21 protein-coding genes and 1 tRNA gene are annotated in these 24,432 nt (G+C 71.2%); 16 read left to right on the plus strand and 6 right to left on the minus strand.

Annotated features, from left to right (window positions below; genetic code table 11):
* Window positions 1–6: 6 nt before the first annotated feature.
* The 4 genes from ACQFYA_RS05395 to ACQFYA_RS05410 are packed head-to-tail and all read right to left on the minus strand — an operon-like array spanning window position 7 to window position 3,671.
* Window positions 7–639, minus strand: a complete 633-nt coding sequence (locus tag ACQFYA_RS05395) for a response regulator (protein WP_499122068.1) — start codon at window positions 637–639, stop codon at window positions 7–9.
* Window positions 636–1,886: a sensor histidine kinase gene (locus ACQFYA_RS05400; RefSeq protein WP_499122069.1), complete on the minus strand. Its 1,251-nt coding sequence runs from the start codon at window positions 1,884–1,886 to the stop codon at window positions 636–638. Before ACQFYA_RS05400 ends, ACQFYA_RS05395 begins: the two co-directional genes overlap by 4 nt.
* Entirely contained in the window at window positions 1,873–2,736 is an 864-nt protein-coding gene (locus ACQFYA_RS05405; protein ID WP_499122070.1) for an ABC transporter permease, read from the minus strand. The genes ACQFYA_RS05400 and ACQFYA_RS05405 overlap by 14 nt, the downstream gene beginning before the upstream one ends.
* The gene (locus ACQFYA_RS05410) at window positions 2,733–3,671 is read right to left on the minus strand and encodes an ABC transporter ATP-binding protein (RefSeq protein WP_499122071.1); all 939 of its coding nucleotides are present in this window, start codon (window positions 3,669–3,671) and stop codon (window positions 2,733–2,735) included. The genes ACQFYA_RS05405 and ACQFYA_RS05410 overlap by 4 nt, the downstream gene beginning before the upstream one ends.
* A gap of 198 nt (window positions 3,672–3,869) precedes the next feature.
* On the opposite strand from ACQFYA_RS05410, the gene ACQFYA_RS05415 reads away from it, so the two are divergent.
* From ACQFYA_RS05415 to rplA, 5 genes are all read left to right on the plus strand, one after another.
* Window positions 3,870–3,945: transfer RNA gene (locus tag ACQFYA_RS05415), tRNA-Trp, on the plus strand.
* Between the two features lie 127 nt (window positions 3,946–4,072).
* Window positions 4,073–4,333, plus strand: coding sequence for a preprotein translocase subunit SecE (secE, locus tag ACQFYA_RS05420; RefSeq protein WP_499122072.1), 261 nt, complete (start codon window positions 4,073–4,075; stop codon window positions 4,331–4,333).
* A 62-nt stretch (window positions 4,334–4,395) separates the two neighbouring features.
* Window positions 4,396–5,253 (plus strand): transcription termination/antitermination protein NusG, encoded by an 858-nt coding sequence (gene nusG, locus ACQFYA_RS05425; RefSeq protein WP_499122073.1) that lies wholly within the window; start codon window positions 4,396–4,398, stop codon window positions 5,251–5,253.
* Between the two features lie 101 nt (window positions 5,254–5,354).
* Entirely contained in the window at window positions 5,355–5,789 is a 435-nt protein-coding gene (rplK, locus tag ACQFYA_RS05430; protein ID WP_499122074.1) for a 50S ribosomal protein L11, read from the plus strand.
* A gap of 130 nt (window positions 5,790–5,919) precedes the next feature.
* Window positions 5,920–6,630: a 50S ribosomal protein L1 gene (gene rplA / locus ACQFYA_RS05435; protein WP_499122076.1), complete on the plus strand. Its 711-nt coding sequence runs from the start codon at window positions 5,920–5,922 to the stop codon at window positions 6,628–6,630.
* Window positions 6,631–6,741: 111 nt separating this feature from the next.
* Here the strand turns inward: rplA and ACQFYA_RS05440 are convergent, their stop codons facing one another.
* Complete coding sequence (locus ACQFYA_RS05440) at window positions 6,742–7,302, minus strand: hypothetical protein (protein ID WP_499122078.1); 561 nt, start codon at window positions 7,300–7,302, stop codon at window positions 6,742–6,744.
* Window positions 7,303–7,316: 14 nt separating this feature from the next.
* On the minus strand, window positions 7,317–7,724 hold the full coding sequence (locus tag ACQFYA_RS05445; protein WP_499122080.1) for a DUF4383 domain-containing protein: 408 nt from the start codon (window positions 7,722–7,724) through the stop codon (window positions 7,317–7,319).
* A 318-nt stretch (window positions 7,725–8,042) separates the two neighbouring features.
* On the opposite strand from ACQFYA_RS05445, the gene ACQFYA_RS05450 reads away from it, so the two are divergent.
* The 11 genes from ACQFYA_RS05450 to rpsG all read left to right on the plus strand — a co-directional run bounded on the left by ACQFYA_RS05450 (window position 8,043) and on the right by rpsG (window position 24,401).
* The gene (locus ACQFYA_RS05450; RefSeq protein ID WP_499122081.1) at window positions 8,043–8,678 is read left to right on the plus strand and encodes an RNA polymerase sigma factor; all 636 of its coding nucleotides are present in this window, start codon (window positions 8,043–8,045) and stop codon (window positions 8,676–8,678) included.
* A complete protein-coding gene (locus ACQFYA_RS05455; protein ID WP_499122083.1) occupies window positions 8,669–9,190 on the plus strand; it encodes a peptidase associated/transthyretin-like domain-containing protein in 522 nt (173 codons plus the stop codon). Before ACQFYA_RS05450 ends, ACQFYA_RS05455 begins: the two co-directional genes overlap by 10 nt.
* Window positions 9,191–9,259: 69 nt before the next feature.
* The gene (locus tag ACQFYA_RS05460; RefSeq protein ID WP_499122084.1) at window positions 9,260–11,071 is read left to right on the plus strand and encodes a S8/S53 family peptidase; all 1,812 of its coding nucleotides are present in this window, start codon (window positions 9,260–9,262) and stop codon (window positions 11,069–11,071) included.
* Between the two features lie 72 nt (window positions 11,072–11,143).
* Window positions 11,144–13,699, plus strand: a complete 2,556-nt coding sequence (locus tag ACQFYA_RS05465) for a CHAT domain-containing protein (RefSeq protein WP_499122085.1) — start codon at window positions 11,144–11,146, stop codon at window positions 13,697–13,699.
* Window positions 13,700–13,803: 104 nt separating this feature from the next.
* Complete coding sequence (locus tag ACQFYA_RS05470) at window positions 13,804–13,926, plus strand: hypothetical protein (protein ID WP_499122086.1); 123 nt, start codon at window positions 13,804–13,806, stop codon at window positions 13,924–13,926.
* A gap of 296 nt (window positions 13,927–14,222) precedes the next feature.
* Window positions 14,223–14,753: a 50S ribosomal protein L10 gene (gene rplJ, locus ACQFYA_RS05475; protein ID WP_499122088.1), complete on the plus strand. Its 531-nt coding sequence runs from the start codon at window positions 14,223–14,225 to the stop codon at window positions 14,751–14,753.
* Between the two features lie 83 nt (window positions 14,754–14,836).
* Window positions 14,837–15,229 (plus strand): 50S ribosomal protein L7/L12, encoded by a 393-nt coding sequence (gene rplL / locus ACQFYA_RS05480; RefSeq protein ID WP_499122089.1) that lies wholly within the window; start codon window positions 14,837–14,839, stop codon window positions 15,227–15,229.
* A gap of 471 nt (window positions 15,230–15,700) precedes the next feature.
* On the plus strand, window positions 15,701–19,213 hold the full coding sequence (gene rpoB, locus ACQFYA_RS05485) for a DNA-directed RNA polymerase subunit beta (protein ID WP_499122090.1): 3,513 nt from the start codon (window positions 15,701–15,703) through the stop codon (window positions 19,211–19,213).
* 57 nt (window positions 19,214–19,270) lie between these two features.
* Window positions 19,271–23,152 carry a DNA-directed RNA polymerase subunit beta' gene (locus ACQFYA_RS05490; RefSeq protein WP_499122091.1) on the plus strand — a complete coding sequence of 1,294 codons (3,882 nt, stop codon included), beginning with the start codon at window positions 19,271–19,273 and terminating at the stop codon, window positions 23,150–23,152.
* Window positions 23,153–23,556: 404 nt separating this feature from the next.
* The gene (gene rpsL / locus ACQFYA_RS05495; protein WP_079572407.1) at window positions 23,557–23,931 is read left to right on the plus strand and encodes a 30S ribosomal protein S12; all 375 of its coding nucleotides are present in this window, start codon (window positions 23,557–23,559) and stop codon (window positions 23,929–23,931) included.
* The gene (rpsG, locus tag ACQFYA_RS05500) at window positions 23,931–24,401 is read left to right on the plus strand and encodes a 30S ribosomal protein S7 (RefSeq protein ID WP_429764774.1); all 471 of its coding nucleotides are present in this window, start codon (window positions 23,931–23,933) and stop codon (window positions 24,399–24,401) included. Before rpsL ends, rpsG begins: the two co-directional genes overlap by 1 nt.
* Window positions 24,402–24,432 lie beyond the last annotated feature (31 nt).

The following is a 24,432-nucleotide window of genomic DNA, read 5'->3' on the forward strand; positions in this document are numbered from 1 at the left end:
CGCCGGTCAGGGCAGCCAGCCGCGCTCGCGGGCGACGGTGACGGCGGCCGTGCGGTCGTCCACGCCCAGCTTGGCGAACGCGCGCAGCAGGTGCGTCTTGACCGTGGCCTCCGCGATGAACAGCTCCCGCCCGACGGCGGCGTTGGACAGCCCGCGTGCCACGAGCGCGAGCACCTGGGCCTCGCGGGCGGTCGGCCGCTCGGACGCGGTGCGCACGCTGGTCACGAGCCGCGTCGCGACGCCCGGTGCCAGCACCGTCTCCCCGCGGGCGGCGGCCCGCACGCCGGCCACGAGCTGGTCGCGCGGGGTGTCCTTGAGCAGGTACCCGGTGGCGCCCGCCTCGACGGCGCGCAGGATGTCGGCGTCCGTGTCGTAGGTCGTGAGCACGACGACGGCCGGGCCGCGCCCCGACGACGCCCCGACGATCCGGGCCGTCGCGCCCACCCCGTCGAGGCGGGGCATCCGCAGGTCCATGAGGACCACGTCCGGCGCCAGCTCGCCGGCCAGCGCCACGGCCGCCTCGCCGTCGGGCGCCTCGCCCACGACCTCGACGTCCGCCTCGCCGTCCAGCATCCCGATGATCCCCGAGCGCACCACCGGGTGGTCGTCGGCGACGAGCACCCGCACCGTCGCGCTCATGCCGTGCCCCCCGACGGGACGTGCACCTCGACGCGCGTGCCGCCGTGCTCGCCCGGCACCACGTCGAGCGTGCCGCCCACCGCGGACACGCGCTCGCGCATGCCGGCCAGGCCGAGCCCGTCGGCGTGCCCGGGCGGCAGGCCCCGCCCGTCGTCGACCACCTGCAGGCGGAGCTCGCCGTCCGCGCCGTCGCGGTCCAGCCGCACGGTCACCGACCCCGCCTCGGCGTGCCGCCGCACGTTGGCCAGCGCCTCCTGGGCGGCGCGGAGCAGCACGACGTCCGCCGCCGCGTGGCCCGTGGTCCCGGCGGCCTCCACGGGCCCGGTGGAGCCCGCGACGTCGAGCAGCACGCGGGTGCCCGTCTCGGCCGTGAACCGCTCGGCCAGCCGGCGCAGCGCCTGAGCGAGCGTCGAGCCCTGCAGGGGCACGGGGGAGAACGCGGCCACGAGGGCGCGGGCCTCGGCGAGGTTGTCCCGCGCCGTCTGCTCCACGAGCAGCAGGCGCTCGCGGGCCCGGTCCTGCTCGCCCCGGTCGAGCGCGACGGTCGCGGCCTGCGCCTGCGTCACCACGCTCGTGAACCCCTGCGCCAGCGTGTCGTGGATCTCCCGGGCGATCCGCTCCCGCTCGGCCGTCACGCCCTCGGCGCGGTGCGACTCGGCGAGCTCCGCCTGCGTGGCCCGCAGCTCGTGCAGCAGGCGTGCCCGCTCCTCCGAGCGGTTCATCGTGGTGGCGAACCACAGCCCCAGCAGCACCGAGAACGCGACGGCGATGGCCATCTGCGGCGCGGCCTCGACCAGCGTGGGGACGTCGAACCCCTGCTGGGCGGCGATCGCGAACGAAGTCGCGACGCCGAGGACGACGCTCGCCACCACGGCGCGGCGCGGCGGCTCGAGGAGCATCCACAGCTGCGTGAACGAGGCGAAGAGCAGGAACGTCGCCAGCCCGCCCTGGGCGACCGCGACCGCGGTCCCCGCGACCAGGACGACGACGTAGGCCAGGGCCTGCCGCTGGTCGCGGGTGCGCGCGGCCCGGGCGCCCCACACGGCGTAGGCGACGAGCATGGCCGCCATCGCGGCGTACGCCGTCCACAGCTCGCGGGTGCCGACGTCGCCGCCGAGCGCCATCGCCGCGGCGGTCAGCAGCACGATGAGGACGAACCCCACGTCCCACCAGACGACCTGCCGGTCCCAGGGGTCGGTGGCCACCCGCGCGACCTCGGCGTCGGTGCCGCCGTCAGCCGTCGTCACGGCGCCGCCACCGGAAGGTGCGCACCGCGACGACCAGCCCCACGACCAACCATGCGACCAGTACACCAGCGGTGGCGAGGTGCTGCCACGACCCGCCGGGCTCCAGCGCCGCCATCTCCTCCGGCAGGAACACCGACCGCATGCCCTGCGCGATCCACCTCAGGGGGAACACCGACGCGAGCGTCTGCATCCACGACGGCAGGGCGAAGAACGCGAAGAACACCCCGGAGATGAACTGCAGCACCAGCACGACAGGCGTCACGACGGCGCTCGCGGACCGGCCGGACCGGGGCAGGGAGGAGAACGCCACGCCGCAGACCGTGCCGGTGGCGGTGCCGAGCGCGAACACCCAGGCGAACGTGACCCACCGGTCGGGGCCCGACGGCATCGGCACGTCGAAGGCGAGGGCCGCGACGGCCAGGAGCAGGGCCGTCTGCGCCACCGACGTGGCGAGGGTGAGCAGCACCTTGCCGCCGACGTACGCGGTGACGGGCAGGGGCGTGGCGCGCAGGCGGCGCAGCGTGCCGTCGTCGCGCTCCACGGCGATGGAGATCGCCAGCGACTGGAAGCTGGTGAGCATCACGCCCGTGGCGACCATGCCGGGCAGGAAGTACTGGGCGTAGCCGATCGAGGTGACGGCGGTGCCCTGGTCCTCGCTCCCGAACACGGTGGCGAAGATCGCGAGCATCACGATCGGGTAGGCGAAGACGAACACGACGGCGTCGCGCTCGCGCCAGAACTGGCGCAGCTCCACGACGGCCCGCACGATCGCGAGCCGGGCGACGCCGGGCAGCCGGGCGGGACGCGCGCCGGTCCCGGCGCGGGCGAGGGGCGGTGCGGCGGTGCTCATGCGTCGGTCTCCTTCGCGAGCAGCCCGAGGTAGACGTCCTCGAGGCCGGGGCGGGCGATGCACAGGTCGGCGATCTCGCCGTCGGCGCCGGCGACGGTCGCCATGAGGTGCGCCGCGAGCGCGGTCGGCGCGTCGGTGCGCTCCGCGTGACGGACGCCGTCGACGGTCCACGACACGAGCGGGGTGCGGGCGTCGGGGCCGCCGAGCGTCTCCGGGGTCCCCTCGGCCACGACCTGCCCGTCGCGCACGACGGCGACCCGGTCGGCCAGGTGCGCGGCCTCGGCGAGGTCGTGGGTGGTGAGGAGGATGGTCGTGCCGGCGTCGCGCAGCCCGAGGACCAGGTCCCAGAACGTGCGGCGCGCCTGCGGGTCGAAGCCTGTGGTGGGCTCGTCGAGGAAGAGCAGCTCCGGGTCGCCGACGACGCCGAGCGCGACGTCGAGCCGGCGCCGCTGGCCGCCCGACAGGGAGCGGACGCGCGCCCCGCCCTTCGCGGTCAGGCCCACCGCCGCGACGACCTCGTCCGGGTCGCGGGGCGCGGGGTAGTAGCGCGCGGTGGAGCGCACGGACTCCGCGACGGTGAGCTCCGCCTGGTCGCGGGAGTCCTGCGCGACGACGCCGATGCGGGCGCGCCAGGCACGTCCGGCCTTGGCGGGGTCCTCGCCCAGCACGCGCACGTCGCCGGCGTCGGCGTCGCGGAAGCCCTCGAGGATCTCGACGGTGGTGGTCTTCCCGGCGCCGTTCGGGCCCAGGACGGCGACGATCTCGCCGGTCGCCAGGTCGAGGTCGAGGCCGTCCACGGCCTGCTTGGCCCCGTACCGCTTGGCCAGCCCGCGCACGCGGACGGCGGGGTCGCCGGGGGAGCGGTGCGCGCCCGTCCGAGGGCCGCGCGACGCGGCGGGCGGCGGGGCCGGGGCGGGTGTCGTCGTCGAGGTCATGCCCCGAGCCTCGTCCGCCGGGCACCGCCCGCGGGAGGCCCGGACGACGGGAACCTCCGTCCACCGATCGGTGGACGGAGGACGGTTCGACCCACGCCCCCGCGTCGCGTACAGTTGTCCCTCGGTGGTTGACGCCCGCCATGCTCGAACGCGCCTTCTCAGGTGCGTGGGGAGCGACGGGTCGGGCGTCGGGCACGAAGGGTAGTGGCGCAATTGGTAGCGCAGCGGTCTCCAAAACCGCAGGTTGCAGGTTCGAGTCCTGTCTACCCTGCCAGCGTGATCCCCCGCGGGGCCGCGCGCAGCGGGGCCAGCATGACCCCGGAACGCCAGGAGTCAGTGCCGTGGGTGCGTCGCCGGCAGGTGGCGCGGCCGCGGCGGGAACGCGAAACGGGGTAGAGCGAGTGAGCGAGTCACCGGCCGATGCCGTGGGGACGCCCGGCGGTGCCGCGTCCGGCACCGGCAAGCGCCCGCACCTGTTCGCGCGCATCGCGCTCTTCGTGCGCCAGGTCGTGGCGGAGCTCCGCAAGGTGGTCACGCCGACCCGGTCGGAGCTGATCAACTACACGATCGTCGTCCTGGTGTTCGTCACCGTGGTCATGCTGTTCGTGACGGCCCTCGACTACGTCATCGGGTTGGGCGTCCTCGCCCTCTTCGGCGACTGACACCGGCCGGCCGCCGGACGCCCGCCCCCGAAGCAAGCAGATTTCAGAAAGCAGGTTCGTTCGTGTCCCAGGATCCGCTGGACCAGACGGAGAACGTCGACCCCACCCAGCCCGACGCCGACGGCGTCGCGGCGGACCTCGACGTGCCCACGGACGCGGAGCCCGAGGCGGTCGCCGAGGACACCGACGAGACCGCTGAGGACGCCGACGAGTCCGCTGAGGACACGACGGACGAGACCGACGAGGACGCCACCGACGACGAGGACGCCGAGGACGAGCGCCCGTCGGACGAGGACGGCGACGTCGTCGAGGACCCGGCCGAGGAGTTCCGCCGCACCCTGCGCACGCAGCTCGGCGACTGGTACGTCATCCACTCGTACGCCGGGTACGAGAACCGTGTGAAGGCCAACCTGGAGAACCGCATCCAGAGCCTGAACATGGAGGACTACATCTTCCAGATCGAGGTCCCCATGGAAGAGGTGACCGAGATCAAGAACGCGCAGAAGAAGACCGTCCGCCGCGTCCGGATCCCCGGTTACGTCCTCGTCCGCATGGACCTCACCGACGAGTCGTGGGGCGCCGTGCGCCACACGCCGGGCGTCACCGGCTTCGTGGGTCACACGCACCAGCCCGTGCCGCTGACGCTCGACGAGGTCTTCTCGATGCTCGCGCCGGTGTTCGTCGAGGCGACGCCCGAGTCGGGCAAGGCCGCGGCGGCGTCGGGCGCGACCGCGAAGACCCCGGTCGAGGTCGACTTCGAGGTCGGCGAGTCCGTCACCGTCACCGACGGCCCGTTCGACACGCTGCCCGCCACGATCTCCGAGATCAACGCCGAGGCCCAGAAGCTCCAGGTCCTCGTCTCCATCTTCGGCCGGGAGACCCCGGTCGAGCTGTCGTTCAACCAGGTCGCCAAGATCTGATCCTCCACGGTGGTCGAGCCGGTCTCGACCACCGCCACGGCAGCACTGCAACCGGGTCATCGCCCACGGCGTCGGCCCACGAACAGAAAGCAAGGACAGCTATGCCCCCCAAGAGCAAGAAGGTCTCCGGCCTCATCAAGCTGCAGATCAAGGCTGGTGCGGCCACGCCTGCCCCGCCGATCGGCCCCGCGCTCGGTCAGCACGGCGTGAACATCATGGAGTTCTGCAAGGCCTACAACGCGGCCACCGAGTCGCAGCGCGGCAACGTGGTGCCGGTGGAGATCACGGTCTACGAGGACCGCTCCTTCACCTTCATCACCAAGACGCCGCCGGCCGCCGAGCTCATCAAGAAGGCCGCCGGTGTGGCCAAGGGCTCCGCGACCCCGCACACGGTCAAGGTCGCGCAGCTGACCTCGGACCAGGTCCGCGAGATCGCGCAGACGAAGCTCCAGGACCTCAACGCGAACGACATCGACGCCGCGATGAAGATCGTCGCCGGCACCGCTCGTTCGATGGGCATCACCGTCTCGGAGTGATCCGAGGGCGAGCCGCCCGGTCGTGACCCGTCACGGTCCGGGCGGCCCGCACCAAGCCCCGGCGACCGACGCCGGGCACGTGGCAGGGTCCGCGCGGACCCGCTCACCACGACTGCAGAAGGAGAAGCAGATGGCAACGCGCAGCAAGGCCTACCGCGCCGCGGCGGAGAAGATCGACCGCGACGCGCTCTACGCCCCCCTCGAGGCGGTCCGCCTCGCCAAGGAGACCGCGACGGTCAAGTACGACGCGACCGTCGAGGTCGCGTTCCGCCTGGGCGTCGACCCCCGCAAGGCCGACCAGATGGTCCGCGGCACGGTCAACCTGCCCCACGGCACCGGCAAGACGGCCCGCGTGATCGTCTTCGCGAACGGCGCCAAGGCCGAGGAGGCCATCGCGGCCGGCGCCGACGAGGTCGGCGGCGACGAGCTGATCGCCAAGGTCGCGGCCGGGTACACCGACTTCGACTCCGCCGTGGCGACGCCGGACCTCATGGGCAAGGTCGGTCGTCTGGGCAAGGTGCTGGGCCCCCGTGGTCTCATGCCGAACCCGAAGACCGGCACCGTGACGATGGACGTGACCAAGGCCGTCACGGACATCAAGGGCGGCAAGATCGAGTTCCGCGTGGACAAGCACTCGAACCTGCACTTCATCATCGGCAAGGCGTCGTTCGACGAGACCGCGCTGGTGGAGAACTACGCCGCCGCGCTGGACGAGGTCCTGCGTCTCAAGCCGACGTCGTCGAAGGGCCGGTACATCACCAAGGCCACGATGGCGACGACGATGGGCCCGGGCATCCCGCTCGACCAGTCGCGCACCGCGCGGCTCCTCGAGGAGGCGTGACCCTGGCGTGATCCCGCAAGGGACCCGCTGAACCACCGCACGACGGCCCGGCACCCGCGAGGGTGCCGGGCCGTCGTCGTGTCGGTGCGGGTCGTCGTCCCGGGCCGGTCACTACCCGTGGTGGTGGCCCTCGAGCCCGGGGAGGTCGGGCAGGTGGTGCTCGCTGTGCGGCACCGCCCGGTCGCCGGCCTCCGTGTCGGCGAGGCCCGCGGACGCGACCGTCGAGACGGCGACCGCGCCCGCGAACAGGATCGCGAGCGACACGGCGGGGCGCCGCCGTCGCGCGGTGCCGCCGGCGCGCTCGTCCCGTGACCGGTCAGGGGCCGGGTCGCCGGCAGGCAGCGGCCGGGTCGTCGCGCCCACCACGGCGGCGGCCGCGAGCTGGAGCGCGGCGACCGCTGCGGCCGCACCGAGGTGCGCGCCCTGCGCGACCCCCAGCACCATCCCCAGCACGCTCACCACCGCGAGCCCGCCGACGGCCGCCCGGCCGAGGGCGGCCCGGCTCACGCCCCGGACCGCGGTCCCGCGCAGGACGAGCACCGCCGCCACCAGCTCGGCGGCCCCGGCGAGCAGCGCGAGCAGCCCCTGGGGGTGCGGGAACGCGCCCCGCACCAGCCCCAGGTTGACCAGGCCCGCGCCCACCAGGGTGAACGCGACGAGCATGCGGGTCACGGGCGCGGTCCGGCTCATGCCGTCGCGGCGCTCGTCTCGGTACGGCGGTCCGCGCCAAGACCCACGCCGAGCAGCAGGATCGCGCTCGCGAGGTGGAGCACGTTGTCCGCGCCGTTGAGCGCGATGATGTTGGCGCCCGTGCCGATGAGGAACAGGCCGAGGACGCCGACGAGGAGGTACACGGCCCCGATCGTCACGTTGACCCCGCGGGCCGCGGCGACCGTGCGCGAGGCGAGCAGGAGCGCGGCACCGACGCCGAGGTGGACGATGTTGTGCAGCGGGTTCACTTCGAACAGCAGCAGGTTCGTGCCCTCGGTCGCGGCGAACCCGACACCCGACGTGACGACGAAGCCGGCGATGCCCACCAGCAGGTACACGGTGCCGAAGACTGCCGCGAGGAGGCGGTTCGCAGACGAGGCCATGGTGGCAACTCCCTCTTCTCTCGGGCGCGGGTCGGTCCCGCGCTCTGTGCAGGGTTCGGAGCGAGGTGTGTCGGGGATGGGTCGGCTCGAGAGAGCCTCGACCGGACGACCACGCCGGTCGGACCGTGTATCACGCCGGACGGACCGCCCTCCCTCCCCGGTGATGACGAGACCGCACGGGTCCGTGCCGACCGAGGGAGCGTGTGCGTGACGATGCAATATCGCCCTTCATCCGCCCCGGCGCACGCCGTAGGCTCGGAGGCTCCGGGGCGCCGCAGCCCCGGCTTCTCGACGAGCCCCCACGAGGTGCGAACAGCCATGACACGAGCAGCGGAGGAACCGCTCGGTGGGACTCCCGACGCCGACGAGAGCCTGGGCGACCGGGCGGCGCGGGCGATCCTGGAGTTCCGCGAGGGACGCACCGACGCCCTGACCGAGCTGGTCCGCGAGGCCAGCCCGCTGCTGTGGCACACGGTGCGCGCGCAGGGCGTCGACCGGGACGTCGCCGACGACGTGGTGCAGTCCACGTGGGCGGCGCTCGTCCGGCACGCTGACACGATCGCCGAACCGAAGGCCGTGCTGAAGTGGCTGCTGGTGACGGCCCGCCGGGCCGCCTGGGAGACGGTGCGCAAGGGCAGGGCCGACCTGCGTCGCCGCACCGAGCTCCCCGACGACGTGACGGACGGCTCCGCCGCCCTGCCCGACGCGGGCCCGGGGCCGGAGGCCGAGGTGCTGAACGAGGAGCGCGACCGGATCCTCTGGTCGTCGCTCCGCCGGCTCCCGGAACGCTGCCAGGAGCTGTTGCGACTCGTCTCGCTCGCCGACCGCCCGGACTACAAGGCGATCTCGGCGTCGATCGGTATGCCGGTGGGAAGCATCGGCGCCACACGGGGACGGTGCCTGGCCAAGCTGCGCGCCGTCCTCACCGAGCAGGGGGAGGCCTCGTGGACCTGAGCCAGAAGCACGAGAACGCATGGGGTGCGCCGGTGCCCGGCGAGGACGAGCCCTTGGACGCGCACGACGTGGCCGTCCTGGACCGCCTCGGCCGTGCCGTGCCGGTGGTCGACCCGATGCCCGAGGGCCTGGTCGAGCGGTCGCTGTTCGCGATGACGCTCGCGCAGCTCGAGGCCGAGGCGATGGAGCTGCAGCTGATCGAGGCCCCCGTGGGGTCGGTGCGCGGCGACGCCCCGCCCCTCGAGGCGCGCACGATCACCTTCACGCACGAACGCCTGACCGTGATGATCGCGTTGTCCCCGGACGACGACGGCGCGCACGTGCGCGTCGACGGCTGGGTCGCGCCCGCCGCCACGCTCGTCGTGGAGCTGCGCCAGCCCGGCGGCGAGCGCACCAGCACGGCCGACGCCGACGGGCGCTTCGCCTTCACCGCCGTCGACCGCGGCCCCACCAGCCTGCTCGTGCGCCTGGCCGACGACGTCACCGTCGCCACCCCGGTCATCGAGCTCTGAGCCCGGGCGCCGCGCGGCGCCCACCCGAGACGTCGCGCCCTTCCGGCGCGCCCGTGACGAGGAGGACACGTGACCGAGACGCCCCAGCCTGACCCCCGGCGCAGACGTCGACCCGGGGATCGCGCGGATCGACTGGCGTGGCGTACCCGGGCGATCGACCCGCTGACCGCGCCCCGGTTCGGTACCCAGCCCTCGCCGCAGCCGACCTCATACGTAGGCGACCGGCTCCTCCTCGCTGTCGAGGCGCCCCGCGAGGGCGAGGAACCGCGCTGGTTGCGGCGCCTGCGTCGTGCGGCGGCACGTGTGGGGTTGGGCGTCGAGATCGAACAGGAGACGTACGACGACCTCGAGCTGGTCGACGAAGCCGTCCAGGCGGGAATTGCGCATGATGTCGCCGCCGACCTGCGACGGGTGTTCGGCACGACGGTCCGCCTGACGCGCACGGAGCCAGGCGGGCTCCCGGACGGCTGGGACATCGCCTCGCAGCTTCATGAGGGTTGGGCTTGGCTGGACGAAGACGAGCGGTCAGGCGGTGCACCGGAGGGGGCGGAGGACGATCGGGTCTGCTTCTCACTGGACCACGTGGTGGGTCGAAGCAGCGCGACGGGAGCGGACCCCGACGACCTACGAATTAATGCGCAACCGAAGACGGCGGGCCATCCGAAGACGGCCGGCCATCCGAAGACGGCGGGCCACCCGAAGACCGCCGGACACCCTGTCGAAGGTGTGGGCGAGTACACGCTCGCGGGGGCCGGCGGGAGACAGCCTGTGCAGTGGGTCGGTCCGGCGCCGAGGCCGGGAATCGCTCCCGGGCCGACTCCGTACGTGGGTGCCGACGGACGTCGGCGGCCCGTCGTGGCGCTCATGGACACCGGCATCGGCGCGCACCCCTGGTGGGACGACCTGGACATGGAGTTCGACGGTGAAGTGCGTCGAGTCGCGGTCGTCCGTGAGCCCGAGGTCTTCGGTGCCCCGGTCGGGCTGTGTCCTCGTCCCGAAGTCGGGTTCCAGGACACGGAGATCGGCGGGGCCTCCATCAACCCACTGACGGGCCCCCTCGACCCGGTCGCGGGCCACGGCACCTTCCAAGCGGGGCTGATCGTGCAGAAATGCCCGGATGCGGTCCTGCTCGCCCCGCGTGTCTATGGGGGTTCGGGGATCGTCCCTGAGCGCGACCTGCTGCGCTCGCTCCGCAGGTTGCTGCTGTGGCACCTGCTCGGGCTTGCCGGTGTCGAGGGCTATGCGCCTGTCGACGTCATGGTGCTTGCCATGGGCTACTACCACGAGCGGCCGCAGGACCGAGAGTTCGACGGGCCGCTCGGCGCGGTGGTGACGGCGCTTCGTCGCCACGGCGTCCTGGTGGTGGCCTCGAGCGGGAACGACGGACTCGTACGAGAGACGTTCCCGGCGGCGTTCGCGCCGTTGCTCGACCGACGGACGTCTCCTCCGGTCCCGCTGAGGGGAGAGGAGCTGCGTCTCGACGCCCCGCCCGTCACAGCTGTGGGGGCGACGAATCCCGACGGGACTACTGCCCTGTTCAGCAACGACGGTCCCTGGGTGACCTGCCTGCGACCTGGCGCGGCACTCGTCAGCACGGCCCCGGTCACGATCGACGGCGCGCTCGCGCCCACCTATTACCTGCCGGAGCTGTTCTCGACCGGAAGCCGAGCGTCGATCGACCCCGAGGGGTTTCAGAGCGGGTTCGCGATCTGGAGCGGGACCTCGTTCGCGGCACCGGTGCTGGCCGGTCAGCTCGCCGCTCGACTCCTGGCGGCTGGGATTCCCGAACCGGAGGCGCCATCGCTCGACAAGGTGAGCTCGCGGCACCGAGCGCTCTGGGCCGCGCTCACGGCAGAGACCGGGCTCGTTCCGACCGCCTGAGGCGGGCAAGCCTGTTCGGCGGGACACCCGGCGGGGGGCGTGGCCATCGTGGCCGGACGCTAGGTTGGGCCCGTGACCGAAGGACCGTCCGGCAGGCTCGCCCGTGCCCGCGAGGTTTACGCGCGTGCGCAGTCGGCCGACGAGCTCGGCCGATTCGCGGCAGCGCTTGAGGAGTACGAGCGACTCGGGCGCGAGGTCGGGGCTGACGCGGCAGTACTGGGAGGCGTCGACGACGAGGCGGTCCAGCTCAGGGCGCGGGCGCTGCTCGGGCAGGCACGTTGTCTCTACGAGACACGGGGGAACCTCGGGCAGGCGCTCGCGGTCCTCGATGAGGCCGAGGCATGGTGTCGGGAAGCGCACCTCGCCGTCGAGACGGTTGCCGTGCACGGTCAACGAGGGCTGCTGCTGCTCCGGGCAGGAGAGACGGAGCAGGCCCTGGGCGAGCTCGACGCGGCGGAGCCCGTGCTCGTTCAGGGGCGGAGTCGTGATGCAGCTGTGCTCCTGCTGAACCGGGGAGCGCTCCGGCTCGAGGTGGGGGACGTCTCGCGAGCGATCACCGACCTTGCAGCCAGCATCGAGCATGCCCGCTCGGTGGGTGCGCGAGCACTCGAGGGCAAGGCGCAGCACAACCTCGGCTACGCGGAGTTCCTGCGGGGCGACCTCCCGCGCGCGCTCCGCCTGATGGACCTGGCGAGCGAGCTCGAGGACGATCCGGACGACGCCGTCGGGAAGCTCGACCGCGCTCGGGTCCTCTACGAAGCGGGCTTGGTCTCCGAGGCCGCACGTATGTTGGAGGACGCGGCCGATGTCGTCGCAGTGCATGGGGCCGAGGTGGATCTCGCATACATCCGGTGGGCCGGTGCACGCTGCATGGTGCTCCTCGAGAGGTTCGATCACGCTGCCGACCTCGCAAGACAGGCTCGCGACGCGTTCCTGAGCCAGTCCAACGATGCCTGGGCAGCTCGCGCGGAACTGGTCGAGCTGGAGGCGCTGCTGGCCGAAACCGAGATGACGGGTGACGGCGCTCTCGACGTGGTCCAGGAACGCGCTCGGAGCGTGTCGCAGCGCTGGCGCCAGCCCCCGGTCGCGGTCCCCGCGAGAATTCTCGAGGCCGAAGCGGCGATCCGGCGTGGGAAGCCGGACGTCGCCCGGGCCGCTCTTGTGGAGGTCCGGCGTTCGACGAGGTCCCAGCCGCTGTCCGTCCGGCTTCAGTTCGAGGCTGCTGTCGCGCACCTTGCCTTCGAGGCCGGAGACAGGCGACAGGGTCTCGCGGCGGTGAGGCGGGGCTTGGACCAGCTCAGCGCGCATCGGGCGCAGCTGGGGTCCCTCGACGTGGTGACCGCTGCTGCGCTGCACGGCGTGCGTCTGGCCGTCGTGGATGTTCTCGCGGCCCTGCGCACGGGGCACGCCGCGCCGTTCTTCGACGCCGTCGAACGGGGCCGGGCGACGTTCGCGGGCGCAGGTCGCGTCACCCCGCCACGCGACGAGGAGACGGCCTCGCTCCTCTCGGGCGCCCGGCGCGCTCTCGAGGCGTCGGAGTCCGAGGACTCGCCGACCGGGCGGGAGGCGAAGGTGCAGGCGGCGCGACGTCTCCAGGAGGCGGCGCGCCGGCGATCGTGGCGCGTGTCCGGCGGGGAGGTCCAGGCGCCCCGGGCGGCGACGGCCAGGGCGGTGCGGGCGGCGATGAGGGACGAGTCGTCCTCGTCATCGACGACTCTGGTGAGCTATGCCGTCGTTCAGGGCGAGATGTACGCGACCCGGATCGCGGCCGGGAGGCAGCAGTTGGTCGCCTTGGGAGGGTGGGCCGAGATCGCGGAACGGATCAATCGCGTCCGCGCGGATATCGCGGTCCTCGCGAACGCCATGATCCCGGAGCCGATGAGGGCGGTGGCACGTGGCTCGGTCACCCGCGCGCTCGGGTGGCTCGACGACAGGCTGGTGCGGCCGCTACACGTGACCGGACCGTTGCACGTGGTCGGCCGTCACCTGATGCTCTCGGTCCCGTGGTCCGCGCTGCCCTCGCGGCGGGGTCTGGCGACCTGGGTCAACTCGTGGGTCGATCTGCGGACGGGGCAGGAGCCGCGACGAGCCGAGCGGGTTCTCGTGGTGGTCGGCCCCGACCTGGAGAGCTCGGCGGACGAGGCGACGCTGGTCGCAGGGGCGTGGGGCGAGGCGCGCGTGCTGGACGGTGACCGGGCGACCTGCGCCGCGACGGTCGAGGAGGTGCAGCGGGCGGACGTGGTCCACCTCGCTGCGCACGGCACGCACGAGCCCGACAACCCGTTGTTCTCCAGCCTGCGGCTCGTCGACGGCCCTCTCTTCGCCCACGAGCTCGACGGCGTGCGGCTGTCGGGGTCGACGATCGTCCTGTCGGCGTGCGAGGTGGGTCGGTCGACGTCGCGGATCGGGGGCGAGCCCATGGGGCTGACGAGCGTGCTCCTCCGCCTGGGCGCGACCGCCGTCGTCGCGAGCGTCGGTCCCTTGCGTGACGACGTGGCCGCCCGGGTCACCCCTGCCCTGCACGGCGGCATCGGGCGAGGGCTGCCCGCGGCCGAGGCGCTCGCGCTCGCTGTCGCCGACGAGCCCGAGCCGGTGCCGCTGGTCTGCTTCGGCCCGCTCGTCCTGTGATGTGGACAACACCTCGTGGAGCGACCCGAAAGCCGCTGTGATGACGCTGCCGAAGCCGGCACCCCGTCCAGGGGGTCATGCGTCACCGACGGAGAGGACGTTCCATGAAGACACGTGCCACCCGCGTCATCGCTGGTCTGCTGCTCGCCGCCACGGCCGTGGTGGGCGCCGCGGCCACGGCGTCGGCGGAGCCCCCGGGCCCGCAACACCCGTTCAGCACCCACTGAGAATCGTCGCCGTTGCGGCGATGGTTGAAGGCGGCAGGCGGGCCGCGCCAGGAAGGTGTCGGCTCGCCACCCGTTTCTCGTGTATCGTTCTCGGGTAACCCAAGACCGCCGGTCGTCCGACGCTGCCTGGATCCGTCCAGGACGCCGAAGACCGAAGTCCCGTGAGAGCGGGGGCCTGCGTAGGTGACACGACGACGATCACACAGCCTGGCTGTGAGCTCCGAGCCCCGTGCGCACCTGCGCCGGGGCTCTTTTCTTTCGCAGGTACCGGTGGCACCACCACCGGAAGGATTGCCATGGCGAGGCCGGACAAGGCAGCCGCCGTCGCGGAGGTCGCGGACAAGTTCCGTGACTCCGGCGCGGCCGTGCTGACCGAGTACCGCGGGCTCACCGTCGCTCAGCTCAAGGAGCTGCGTCGGTCGCTCAGCGGCAACGCAACCTACGCCGTGGTGAAGAACACGCTGACGTCCATCGCGGCCAAGGAGGCCGGGATCGACGCTTTCGAGGCGGACCTCAAGGGTCCTTCCGCGATCGCGTTCGTGACCGGCGACCCGGTCGAGGCCGCCAAGGGTCTGCGTGACTTCGCCAAGGCGAACCCTGCACTGGTCATCAAGGGCGGTGTCCTTGACGGGAAGCCGCTGACCGCTGCAGAGGTCACCAAGCTCGCGGACCTCGAGTCCCGCGAGGTCCTGCTGGCCAAGACGGTCGGCGCGATGAAGGCCAAGCTCTACCAGGCTGCCTACGCCTTCACCGCGAAGCCGGCCCAGGCCGCTCGCGTCATCGATGCCCTGCGTCAGAAGCAGGAATCGGAGGCCGCAGCCGCCTGACGGCGGTGCGGCGAGCACAACCCCCTCTGCTTCTGCCGGGCCGGTGAGGCCCCAGGACGCACCAAACCGAAAGGAACGCCATCATGGCGAAGCTCAGCACCGACGAGCTCCTGTCCGCCTTCGAGGAGCTCACCCTCATCGAGCTCAACGAGTTCGTGAAGGCCTTCGAGGAGAAGTTCGACGTCACCGCCGCGGCCCCGGTCGCCGCTGCCGTCGCCGCCCCCGCCGCCGGCGGTGCCGGTGGCGCCGAGGCCGCCGAGGAGAAGGACGAGTTCGACGTCATCCTCGAGGCCGCCGGCGACAAGAAGATCCAGGTCATCAAGGAGGTGCGCGCGCTCACGTCCCTCGGCCTGAAGGAGGCCAAGGACCTCGTGGACGGCGCCCCGAAGCCGGTCCTGGAGGCCGCGAACAAGGAGACGGCCGACAAGGCCAAGGCTGCCCTCGAGGGCGCCGGCGCCACCGTCACCCTCAAGTGATCGCCGCGGCCTAGCCGCGCATCGCTTCCTGCGAGGCCCGCACCCTTCGGGGTGCGGGCCTCGCTGCGTCCACGCGTGTCGCGACCGCCGACGGGTGCGTCCCTGCGGTTGTGGAGGTGTGGTGTCGTGACCGACGTCGCGCCGCCAAGCCTGGCCTCGGCTCCCTAGCACGGGTTAGGCTGGTCCGACAACCGTTTCTTGGGCGGCATATGGCGGCCACCGAGACAACGTCCTCAAGACCCAGAACCGAGGGCGTCCGCTCGTGTGCCCGCGCGAGTGGACAAACGATGAAGTTCTGGCTACGCTAGCGCTTTGCGCTCGCTTGTGCCCCGACGCCTCCACTGCCGACGAAGCCCCGCCCTCCGTGGTCACCCCTTCGTGACCCCTGGGACGGTTCGTTCCGCCGCGGTCCGGCGCCTGCAGCCTCGCTGAGCGTACAGCGTGCCATCGAACTGCAGGGAAGGACCCCTCTTGGCTGCCTCGCGCACCCCTTCTGTTCCGTCCGCCGACGCCATCGCGAACCGCACCGCTTCCCGCCGCGTCTCCTTCGCCAAGATCTACGAGCCGCTCGAGGTCCCCGACCTCCTCGGGCTGCAGACCGAGAGCTTCGACTGGCTCCTCGGCAGCCCGGCCTGGCAGGCCCGGGTCGAGGCCGCGACGGCCGCCGGCCGGTCGGACGTCCCGGCGACGTCGGGCCTGGAGGAGATCTTCGAGGAGATCTCCCCGATCGAGGACTTCGGCCAGTCGATGTCCCTCTCCTTCTCGAACCACCGGTTCGAGCCGCCGAAGTACACCGCGGACGAGTGCAAGGAGAAGGACTTCACCTTCGCCGCCCCGCTGTTCGTGACGGCCGAGTTCGTCAACTACACGACCGGTGAGATCAAGAGCCAGACGGTCTTCATGGGCGACTTCCCGCTCATGACCGGGCGCGGCACGTTCATCATCAACGGCACCGAGCGCGTCGTCGTCTCGCAGCTGGTCCGTTCCCCGGGTGTCTACTTCGAGCGCACGCCCGACAAGACCAGCGACAAGGACGTCTTCTCGGCCAAGGTCATCCCCTCGCGCGGTGCCTGGCTCGAGTTCGAGATCGACAAGCGCGACGCCGTCGGCGTGCGCGTCGACCGCAAGCGCAAGCAGCCCGTCACCGTCCTGCTGAAGGCCCTCGGCCTCACGGAGGCGGAGATCCGCGAGGAGTTCGCGGACTTCCCGTCGATCCTCGACACCCTCGAGAAGGACCACGTCCACACCCAGGACGAGGCCCTCGTCGACCTGTACCGCAAGATCCGCCCGGGCGAGCCGCCCACGGTCGAGGCCGGTCGCGCGCTGCTCGAGAACTTCTACTTCAACCCGAAGCGCTACGACCTGGCGAAGGTCGGCCGCTACAAGGTGAGCAAGAAGCTCGGCGTGGACGCCCCGCTGTCCGACTCGACGCTGTCGGTGACCGACGTCGTCGCGACGATCAAGTACCTCGCCGCCCTCCACGCCGACCGCGCCGCCCTGTCCGGCACGCGCGACGGCCAGGAGATCGAGGTGCGCGTCGAGACCGACGACATCGACCACTTCGGCAACCGTCGCATCCGCGCCGTCGGCGAGCTCATCCAGAACCAGGTGCGCACGGGCCTGTCCCGCATGGAGCGCGTGGTCCGCGAGCGCATGACGACGCAGGACGTCGAGGCCATCACGCCGCAGACGCTGATCAACATCCGCCCCGTGGTGGCGTCGATCCGCGAGTTCTTCGGCACCTCGCAGCTGTCGCAGTTCATGGACCAGAACAACCCGCTGGCGGGCCTGACGCACAAGCGTCGCCTCAACGCCCTCGGCCCGGGTGGTCTGTCCCGCGACCGCGCCGGCATGGAGGTCCGTGACGTCCACCCGTCGCACTACGGCCGCATGTGCCCGATCGAGACCCCTGAGGGCCCGAACATCGGCCTCATCGGCTCGCTCGCGTCGTTCGGTCGCATCAACCCGTTCGGCTTCATCGAGACGCCGTACCGCAAGGTCACCGACGGCAAGGTCACGGACGAGATCGTCTACCTGACGGCCGACGACGAGGACCGCCACATCATCGCCCAGGCGAACACCGAGCTCGCCGCGGACGGCACGTTCCTCAACGAGCGCGTGCTGGTGCGCACCAAGGGCGGCGAGACCGACGACCTGCCGCCGGCCGAGATCGACTACATGGACGTCTCTCCGCGCCAGATGGTCTCCGTCGCGACCGCGCTCATCCCGTTCCTCGAGCACGACGACGCGAACCGCGCGCTCATGGGCGCGAACATGCAGCGCCAGGCCGTGCCGCTGGTGCGCTCCGAGGCGCCGCTGGTCGGCACCGGCATGGAGCGTCGTGCGGCCGTCGACGCGGGCGACGTCATCGTGGCCACCAAGCCCGGCGTCGTCACCGAGGTGTCCGCGGACCTGGTCCTCGTCGCGAACGACGACGGCACCACCGGCTCGTACCGCGCCGCGAAGTTCCGCCGCTCCAACCAGGGCACCAGCTACAACCAGCGCGTGCTCGTGGACGAGGGCCAGCGGGTCGAGGTCGGCTCCGTGCTGGCCGACGGCCCGGCGACCGACGAGGGCGACCTCGCGCTCGGCCGCAACCTGCTCGTGGCGTTCATGTCGTGGGAGGGCCACAACTACGAGGACGCGATCATCCTGTCGCAGCGCCTCGTGGAGGACGACGTCCTGTCCTCGATCCACATCGAGGAGCACGAGGTCGACGCCCGTGACACCAAGCTCGGGCCCGAGGAGATCACGCGGGACATCCCGAACGTCTCCGAGGACGTCCTGGCGGACCTCGACGAGCGCGGCGTGATCCGCATCGGTGCCGAGGTCGGCGCGGGCGACGTGCTGGTCGGCAAGGTCACCCCCAAGGGCGAGACCGAGCTGACCCCGGAGGAGCGCCTGCTGCGCGCCATCTTCGGCGAGAAGGCCCGCGAGGTGCGCGACACCTCGCTCAAGGTGCCCCACGGCGAGCAGGGCACGGTCATCGGCGTGCGCGAGTTCAACCGGGAGGACGGCGACGAGCTGCCCGCCGGCGTGAACCAGCTGGTGCGCGTCTACATCGCCCAGCGCCGCAAGATCACCGTCGGCGACAAGCTCGCCGGCCGCCACGGCAACAAGGGCGTCATCTCGAAGATCCTGCCGCAGGAGGACATGCCGTTCCTCCCCGACGGCACCCCGGTCGACGTCATCCTCAACCCGCTGGGCGTGCCCGGCCGCATGAACGTCGGCCAGGTCCTCGAGACGCACCTCGGCTGGGTCGCCAGCCGCGGCTGGGACATCGAGCTGGCGGAGGGCAAGGACCTCTCCTGGAAGGAGACCCTGCCCGAGGTCGCGTCGAAGTCGCAGCCGGGGACGCCGGTGGCGACGCCGGTGTTCGACGGCCTGGAGGAGTCCGGCCTGCGCGGCCTGCTCTCCACGACGCTGCCGAACCGCGACGGCGAGCGCATGGTCGCCACCGACGGCAAGGCCCGGCTCTTCGACGGCCGCTCCGGCGAGCCGTTCCCGGACCCGGTGGCCGTGGGCTACATGTACATCCTCAAGCTCCACCACCTGGTCGACGACAAGATCCACGCGCGCTCGACCGGCCCGTACTCGATGATCACGCAGCAGCCGCTGGGTGGTAAGGCGCAGTTCGGCGGTCAGCGCTTCGGTGAGATGGAGGTGTGGGCCCTCGAGGCGTACGGCGCGGCCTACACGCTGCAGGAGCTGCTCACCATCAAGTCCGACGACGTCCCCGGCCGCGTCAAGGTGTACGAGGCGATCGTCAAGGGCGAGAACATCCCCGACTCGGGCATCCCGGAGTCCTTCAAGGTGCTCCTCAAGGAGATGCAGTCGCTGTGCCTGAACGTCGAGGTGCTCTCGAGCGACGGAACCTCCATCGAGATGAAGGAGTCCGACGACGAGGTGTATCGCGCCGCGGAGGAGCTGGGCATCGATCTCTCCCGCCGCCCCAACTCGGCCGCCACGGTCGACGAGATCTGATCCCAGCGACCAGCTGAACTCCACGGTTATTTCAAGAGTTTGAGGAAGTAGGACATCTTGCTCGACGTCAATGTCTTCGACGAGCTGCGTATCGGCCTCGCTACGGCCGACGACATCCGCGCCTGGTCGCACGGTGAGGTCAAGAAGCCCGAGACCATCAACTACCGCACCCTGAAGCCGGAGAAGGACGGGCTCTTCTGCGAGAAGATCTTCGGCCCCACCCGGGACTGGGAGTGCTACTGCGGCAAGTACAAGCGCGTGCGCTTCAAGGGCATCATCTGCGAGCGCTGCGGCGTCGAGGTGACGCGCTCGAAGGTGCGCCGTGAGCGCATGGGCCACATCGAGCTCGCCGCCCCGGTCACCCACATCTGGTTCTTCAAGGGCGTGCCCTCGCGTCTCGGCTACCTGCTGGACCTGGCGCCGAAGGACCTGGAGAAGGTCATCTACTTCGCGGCCTACATGATCACGTGGGTCGACGACGAGGCGCGCCACGAGGACCTCCCGAACCTCCAGAACGAGATCGACCTGGAGAAGAAGGAGATCTCGGACCGCCGCGACAACGACATCAACATCCGCGCCCAGAAGCTCGAGGCCGACCTGGCCGAGCTCGAGGCCGAGGGTGCCAAGGCCGACGCGCGCCGCAAGGTGCGCGACTCCGCCGAGCGCGAGATGGCGCAGCTGCGCAAGCGTGCCGACGCGGAGCTCGACCGCCTCGAGCAGGTCTGGGACCGGTTCAAGAACCTCAAGGTCGCGGACCTCGAGGGCGACGAGATGCTGTACCGCCAGCTCGTCGACCGGTACGGCACGTACTTCGAGGGCTCGATGGGCGCCGCGGCGATCCAGAAGCGCCTCGAGAGCTTCGACCTGGACGCCGAGGCGGACTCGCTGCGCGAGACCATCCGCAGCGGCAAGGGCCAGCGCAAGACGCGCGCGCTCAAGCGCCTGAAGGTCGTCAACGCGTTCCTCACGACGACCAACTCGCCCACGGCGATGGTGCTCGACGCCGTCCCGGTCATCCCGCCGGACCTGCGCCCGATGGTGCAGCTCGACGGTGGCCGGTTCGCGACGTCGGACCTCAACGACCTGTACCGCCGCGTCATCAACCGCAACAACCGGCTCAAGCGCCTGCTCGACCTGGGCGCGCCGGAGATCATCGTCAACAACGAGAAGCGGATGCTCCAGGAGGCCGTGGACTCGCTGTTCGACAACGGCCGCCGCGGCCGCCCGGTCACCGGGCCGGGCAACCGCCCGCTCAAGTCGATCTCCGACATGCTCAAGGGCAAGCAGGGCCGGTTCCGCCAGAACCTGCTCGGCAAGCGTGTCGACTACTCGGGCCGTTCGGTCATCGTGGTCGGCCCGCAGCTCAAGCTGCACCAGTGCGGCCTGCCGAAGCAGATGGCGCTCGAGCTGTTCAAGCCGTTCGTCATGAAGCGGCTCGTCGAGCTCAACCATGCGCAGAACATCAAGAGCGCCAAGCGCATGGTGGAGCGCACCCGCGCCGAGGTGTGGGACGTGCTGGAGGAGGTCATCCAGGAGCACCCGGTGCTGCTGAACCGTGCCCCCACCCTGCACCGTCTCGGAATCCAGGCGTTCGAGCCGCAGCTCGTCGAGGGCAAGGCCATCCACCTGCACCCGCTCGTGTGCGCCGCGTTCAACGCGGACTTCGACGGCGACCAGATGGCGGTCCACCTGCCCCTGAGCGCCGAGGCGCAGGCCGAGGCCCGCATCCTCATGCTCTCGAGCAACAACATCCTCAAGCCGTCGGACGGCCGCCCGGTCACCATGCCCTCGCAGGACATGATCATCGGTCTGCACCACCTGACGTCCGACCGCACGGACGCGAAGGGGGAGGGGCGCGTGTTCTCCTCGCAGGCCGAGGCGATCATGGCCCTCGACCGCGGCGAGCTCGACCTCAACGCGAAGATCAAGCTGCGCATGTCCGACCTCGTGCCGCCGACCAGCGGCTTCGAGGCGCCGGAGGGCTGGGAGCCCGGGCAGCAGCTGCTGTTCGAGACCACGCTCGGCCGCACGATCTTCAACGAGGCCCTCCCGGTCGACTACCCGTTCCAGAACGGGATCGTCGGCAAGAAGGAGCTCTCGACGATCGTCAACGACCTGGCGGAGCGCTACCCCAAGGTCGACGTCGCGACGTCGCTCGACGCGCTGAAGGACGCCGGCTACCGGTGGGCCACCCGCTCGGGCGTCACCATCGCGATCTCCGACGTCGCGATGCCCGAGATCAAGAACACGATCCTCGACGAGCACGAGCAGCGCGCGCTCAAGGTGCAGGACCAGTTCGACAAGGGTCTGATCACCGACGACGAGCGTCGCCAGGAGCTCATCGAGATCTGGACGCAGGCCACCGACAAGATCGCGTCGGTCATGCGCGAGAACCTCGAGAGCAACTCGCGGAACACGCTGTACCGCATGGTGTCCTCGGGCGCCCGTGGTAACTGGATGCAGGTCCGTCAGATCGCCGGTATGCGCGGCCTCGTGGCGAACCCGAAGGGCGAGATCATCCCTCGCCCGATCAAGTCCAACTACCGCGAGGGCCTGTCCGTCCTCGAGTACTTCATCGCCTCGCACGGTGCCCGCAAGGGTCTGGCCGACACGGCGCTGCGTACCGCGGACTCCGGCTACCTGACCCGTCGTCTCGTCGACGTGTCGCAGGACGTCATCATCCGCGAGGAGGACTGCGGCACCGAGCGCGGCCTCACGCTGCCCGTCGCCGAGCGCATCGGTGACGTGCTGGTGCCGCACCCGCGCGTCGAGACGAGCATCTACTCGCGCACGTTCGCGATGGACGTGGTGGCGGAGGACGGCACGGTCGTGGCCACGGCGGGCTCGGACGCGGGCGACGTGGTGATCGACAAGGTCATCGCCGCCGGCATCGAGAGCGTCAAGGTCCGCTCCGTGCTGACCTGCGAGTCGCGCGTCGGCACCTGCGCCAAGTGCTACGGCCGCTCCCTGGCCACCGGCAAGCTGGTGGACATCGGCGAGGCCGTCGGCATCATCGCGGCGCAGTCGATCGGTGAGCCGGGCACGCAGCTGACCATGCGTACCTTCCACACCGGTGGTGTGGCCTCCGCGGAGGACATCACGCAGGGTCTGCCGCGCGTCACCGAGCTCTTCGAGGCCCGCACCCCCAAGGGTGAGGCGCCGATCGCGGAGTACACGGGCACCGTGGCCATCGAGGACACGGAGCGCACGCGCCACCTGGTCCTCACGCCGGCCGACGGTGGCGAGGAGATCCGCTACCCGGTGACCAAGCGTGCGCGCCTCCTGATCACGGACGGCCAGCAGGTCCAGGTCGGCACCCAGCTGGTCCAGGGCGCCGTCGACCCGAAGAAGGTGCTGCGCATCCTCGGGCCGCGTGCCACGCAGAAGCACCTGGTGGACGAGGTCCAGGAGACCTACCGTTCGCAGGGCGTGGACATCCACGACAAGCACATCGAGGTCATCGTGCGGCAGATGCTGCGTCGCGTGACCGTGCTCGACTCGGGTGACTCGCACCTGCTGCCGGGTGAGCTCGCGGAGCGCGTCCGCTTCGAGGACGCGAACCGTCGCGCCGTGTCGGAGGGTGGCCAGCCGGCCTCCGGCCGTCCGGAGCTCATGGGCATCACGAAGGCGTCGCTCGCCACCGACTCGTGGCTCTCGGCCGCCTCCTTCCAGGAGACGACCCGCGTGCTCACGGAGGCGGCGATGAGCGGTCGTCGTGACCCGCTGCTGGGCCTCAAGGAGAACGTCATCCTCGGTAAGCTCATCCCCGCCGGCACGGGCCTGCCCCGTTACGGGAACATCGAGGTCGAGCCGACCGAGCAGGCGAAGGCGGAGCTCTACCCGAGCTTCGGCTACGACGAGATCGACTTCCCGACGCTCGGCATGGGCTCGGGCGAGGCGATCCCGCTGGAGGACCTGGACTTCGGCGACTTCCGCTAGACCCCACGGGGGCCCTGGCTCCGCTGATCCTCAGCACGAAGTGGTCCGGGAGGGGCGCACGTCACAGCGTGCGTCCCTCCCGTTCCTTTGACCCCGCTTGCTTCCGCGGGTAATCTTGGAAGCCGTGCCCGTGCCGTCGCGCGCGCATCCCGCTGTCAGTCCAGAGCCTCCGGCTCGGGCCGGCTGCCGGAGGCGTCGCCGACATCAGCGCACAGGTACCCCGGAAGACTGCTCGGACCGTCCGCGAGGACGGGGGAGCGGACCCGGGCCATCGAGCCGGTGGTAAGTGGCGTTGCGGTCCGTGAGGGCCGCGTGTGCCGCATGCGATCGGCACGCACAAGCCAGACAGACCACCGTCGAGGGCCGGCCGGCCCTCGAGAGCTCGAGAAGACGACGGAGACGTAGTGCCTACGATCCAGCAGCTCGTCCGCAAGGGCCGGAGCACGAAGGCCACGGCGTCCAAGACGCCGGCCCTCAAGGCCTCCCCCCAGCGGCGCGGCGTGTGCACCCGTGTGTACACCACCACCCCCAAGAAGCCGAACTCCGCGCTCCGTAAGGTCGCGCGCGTGAAGCTCTCCTCCGGTACCGAGGTCACCGCGTACATCCCCGGCGTCGGCCACAACCTGCAGGAGCACTCGATCGTGCTGGTGCGCGGCGGCCGTGTGAAGGACCTCCCGGGCGTCCGCTACAAGATCGTCCGCGGCGCGCTCGACACGCAGGGCGTCAAGAACCGCAAGCAGGGCCGCAGCAAGTACGGCGCGAAGAAGGAGAAGGCCTGATGCCTCGCAAGGGTCCGGCCCCCAAGCGGCCGCTCATCGTCGACCCCGTCTACGGGTCGCCCGTCGTGACGCAGCTGATCAACAAGGTCCTGCTCGACGGCAAGAAGTCCACCGCCGAGGCGATCGTCTACGGCGCCCTCGAGGGTGTCCGTGCCAAGACGGACCAGGACCCGGTCGTCGTGCTCAAGCGCGCGCTGGAGAACGTCCGCCCCGCGCTCGAGGTCCGCTCCCGCCGTGTCGGTGGCGCCACCTACCAGGTGCCCGTCGAGGTGCGCCCGGTGCGTTCGACCACGCTCGCGCTGCGCTGGCTCACCGACTTCTCGCGCGCCCGTCGCGAGAAGACGATGACCGAGCGTCTGATGAACGAGATCCTCGACGCCTCGAACGGCCTCGGTGCCGCGGTCAAGCGCCGCGAGGACATGCACAAGATGGCCGACTCGAACAAGGCCTTCGCGCACTACCGCTGGTGATGCGCTCAGGACGGCTCCGGGCGATCCCCGG

It is taken from the genome of Promicromonospora sp. Marseille-Q5078 (assembly GCF_050315395.1).
GTDB lineage: Bacteria > Actinomycetota > Actinomycetes > Actinomycetales > Cellulomonadaceae > Isoptericola.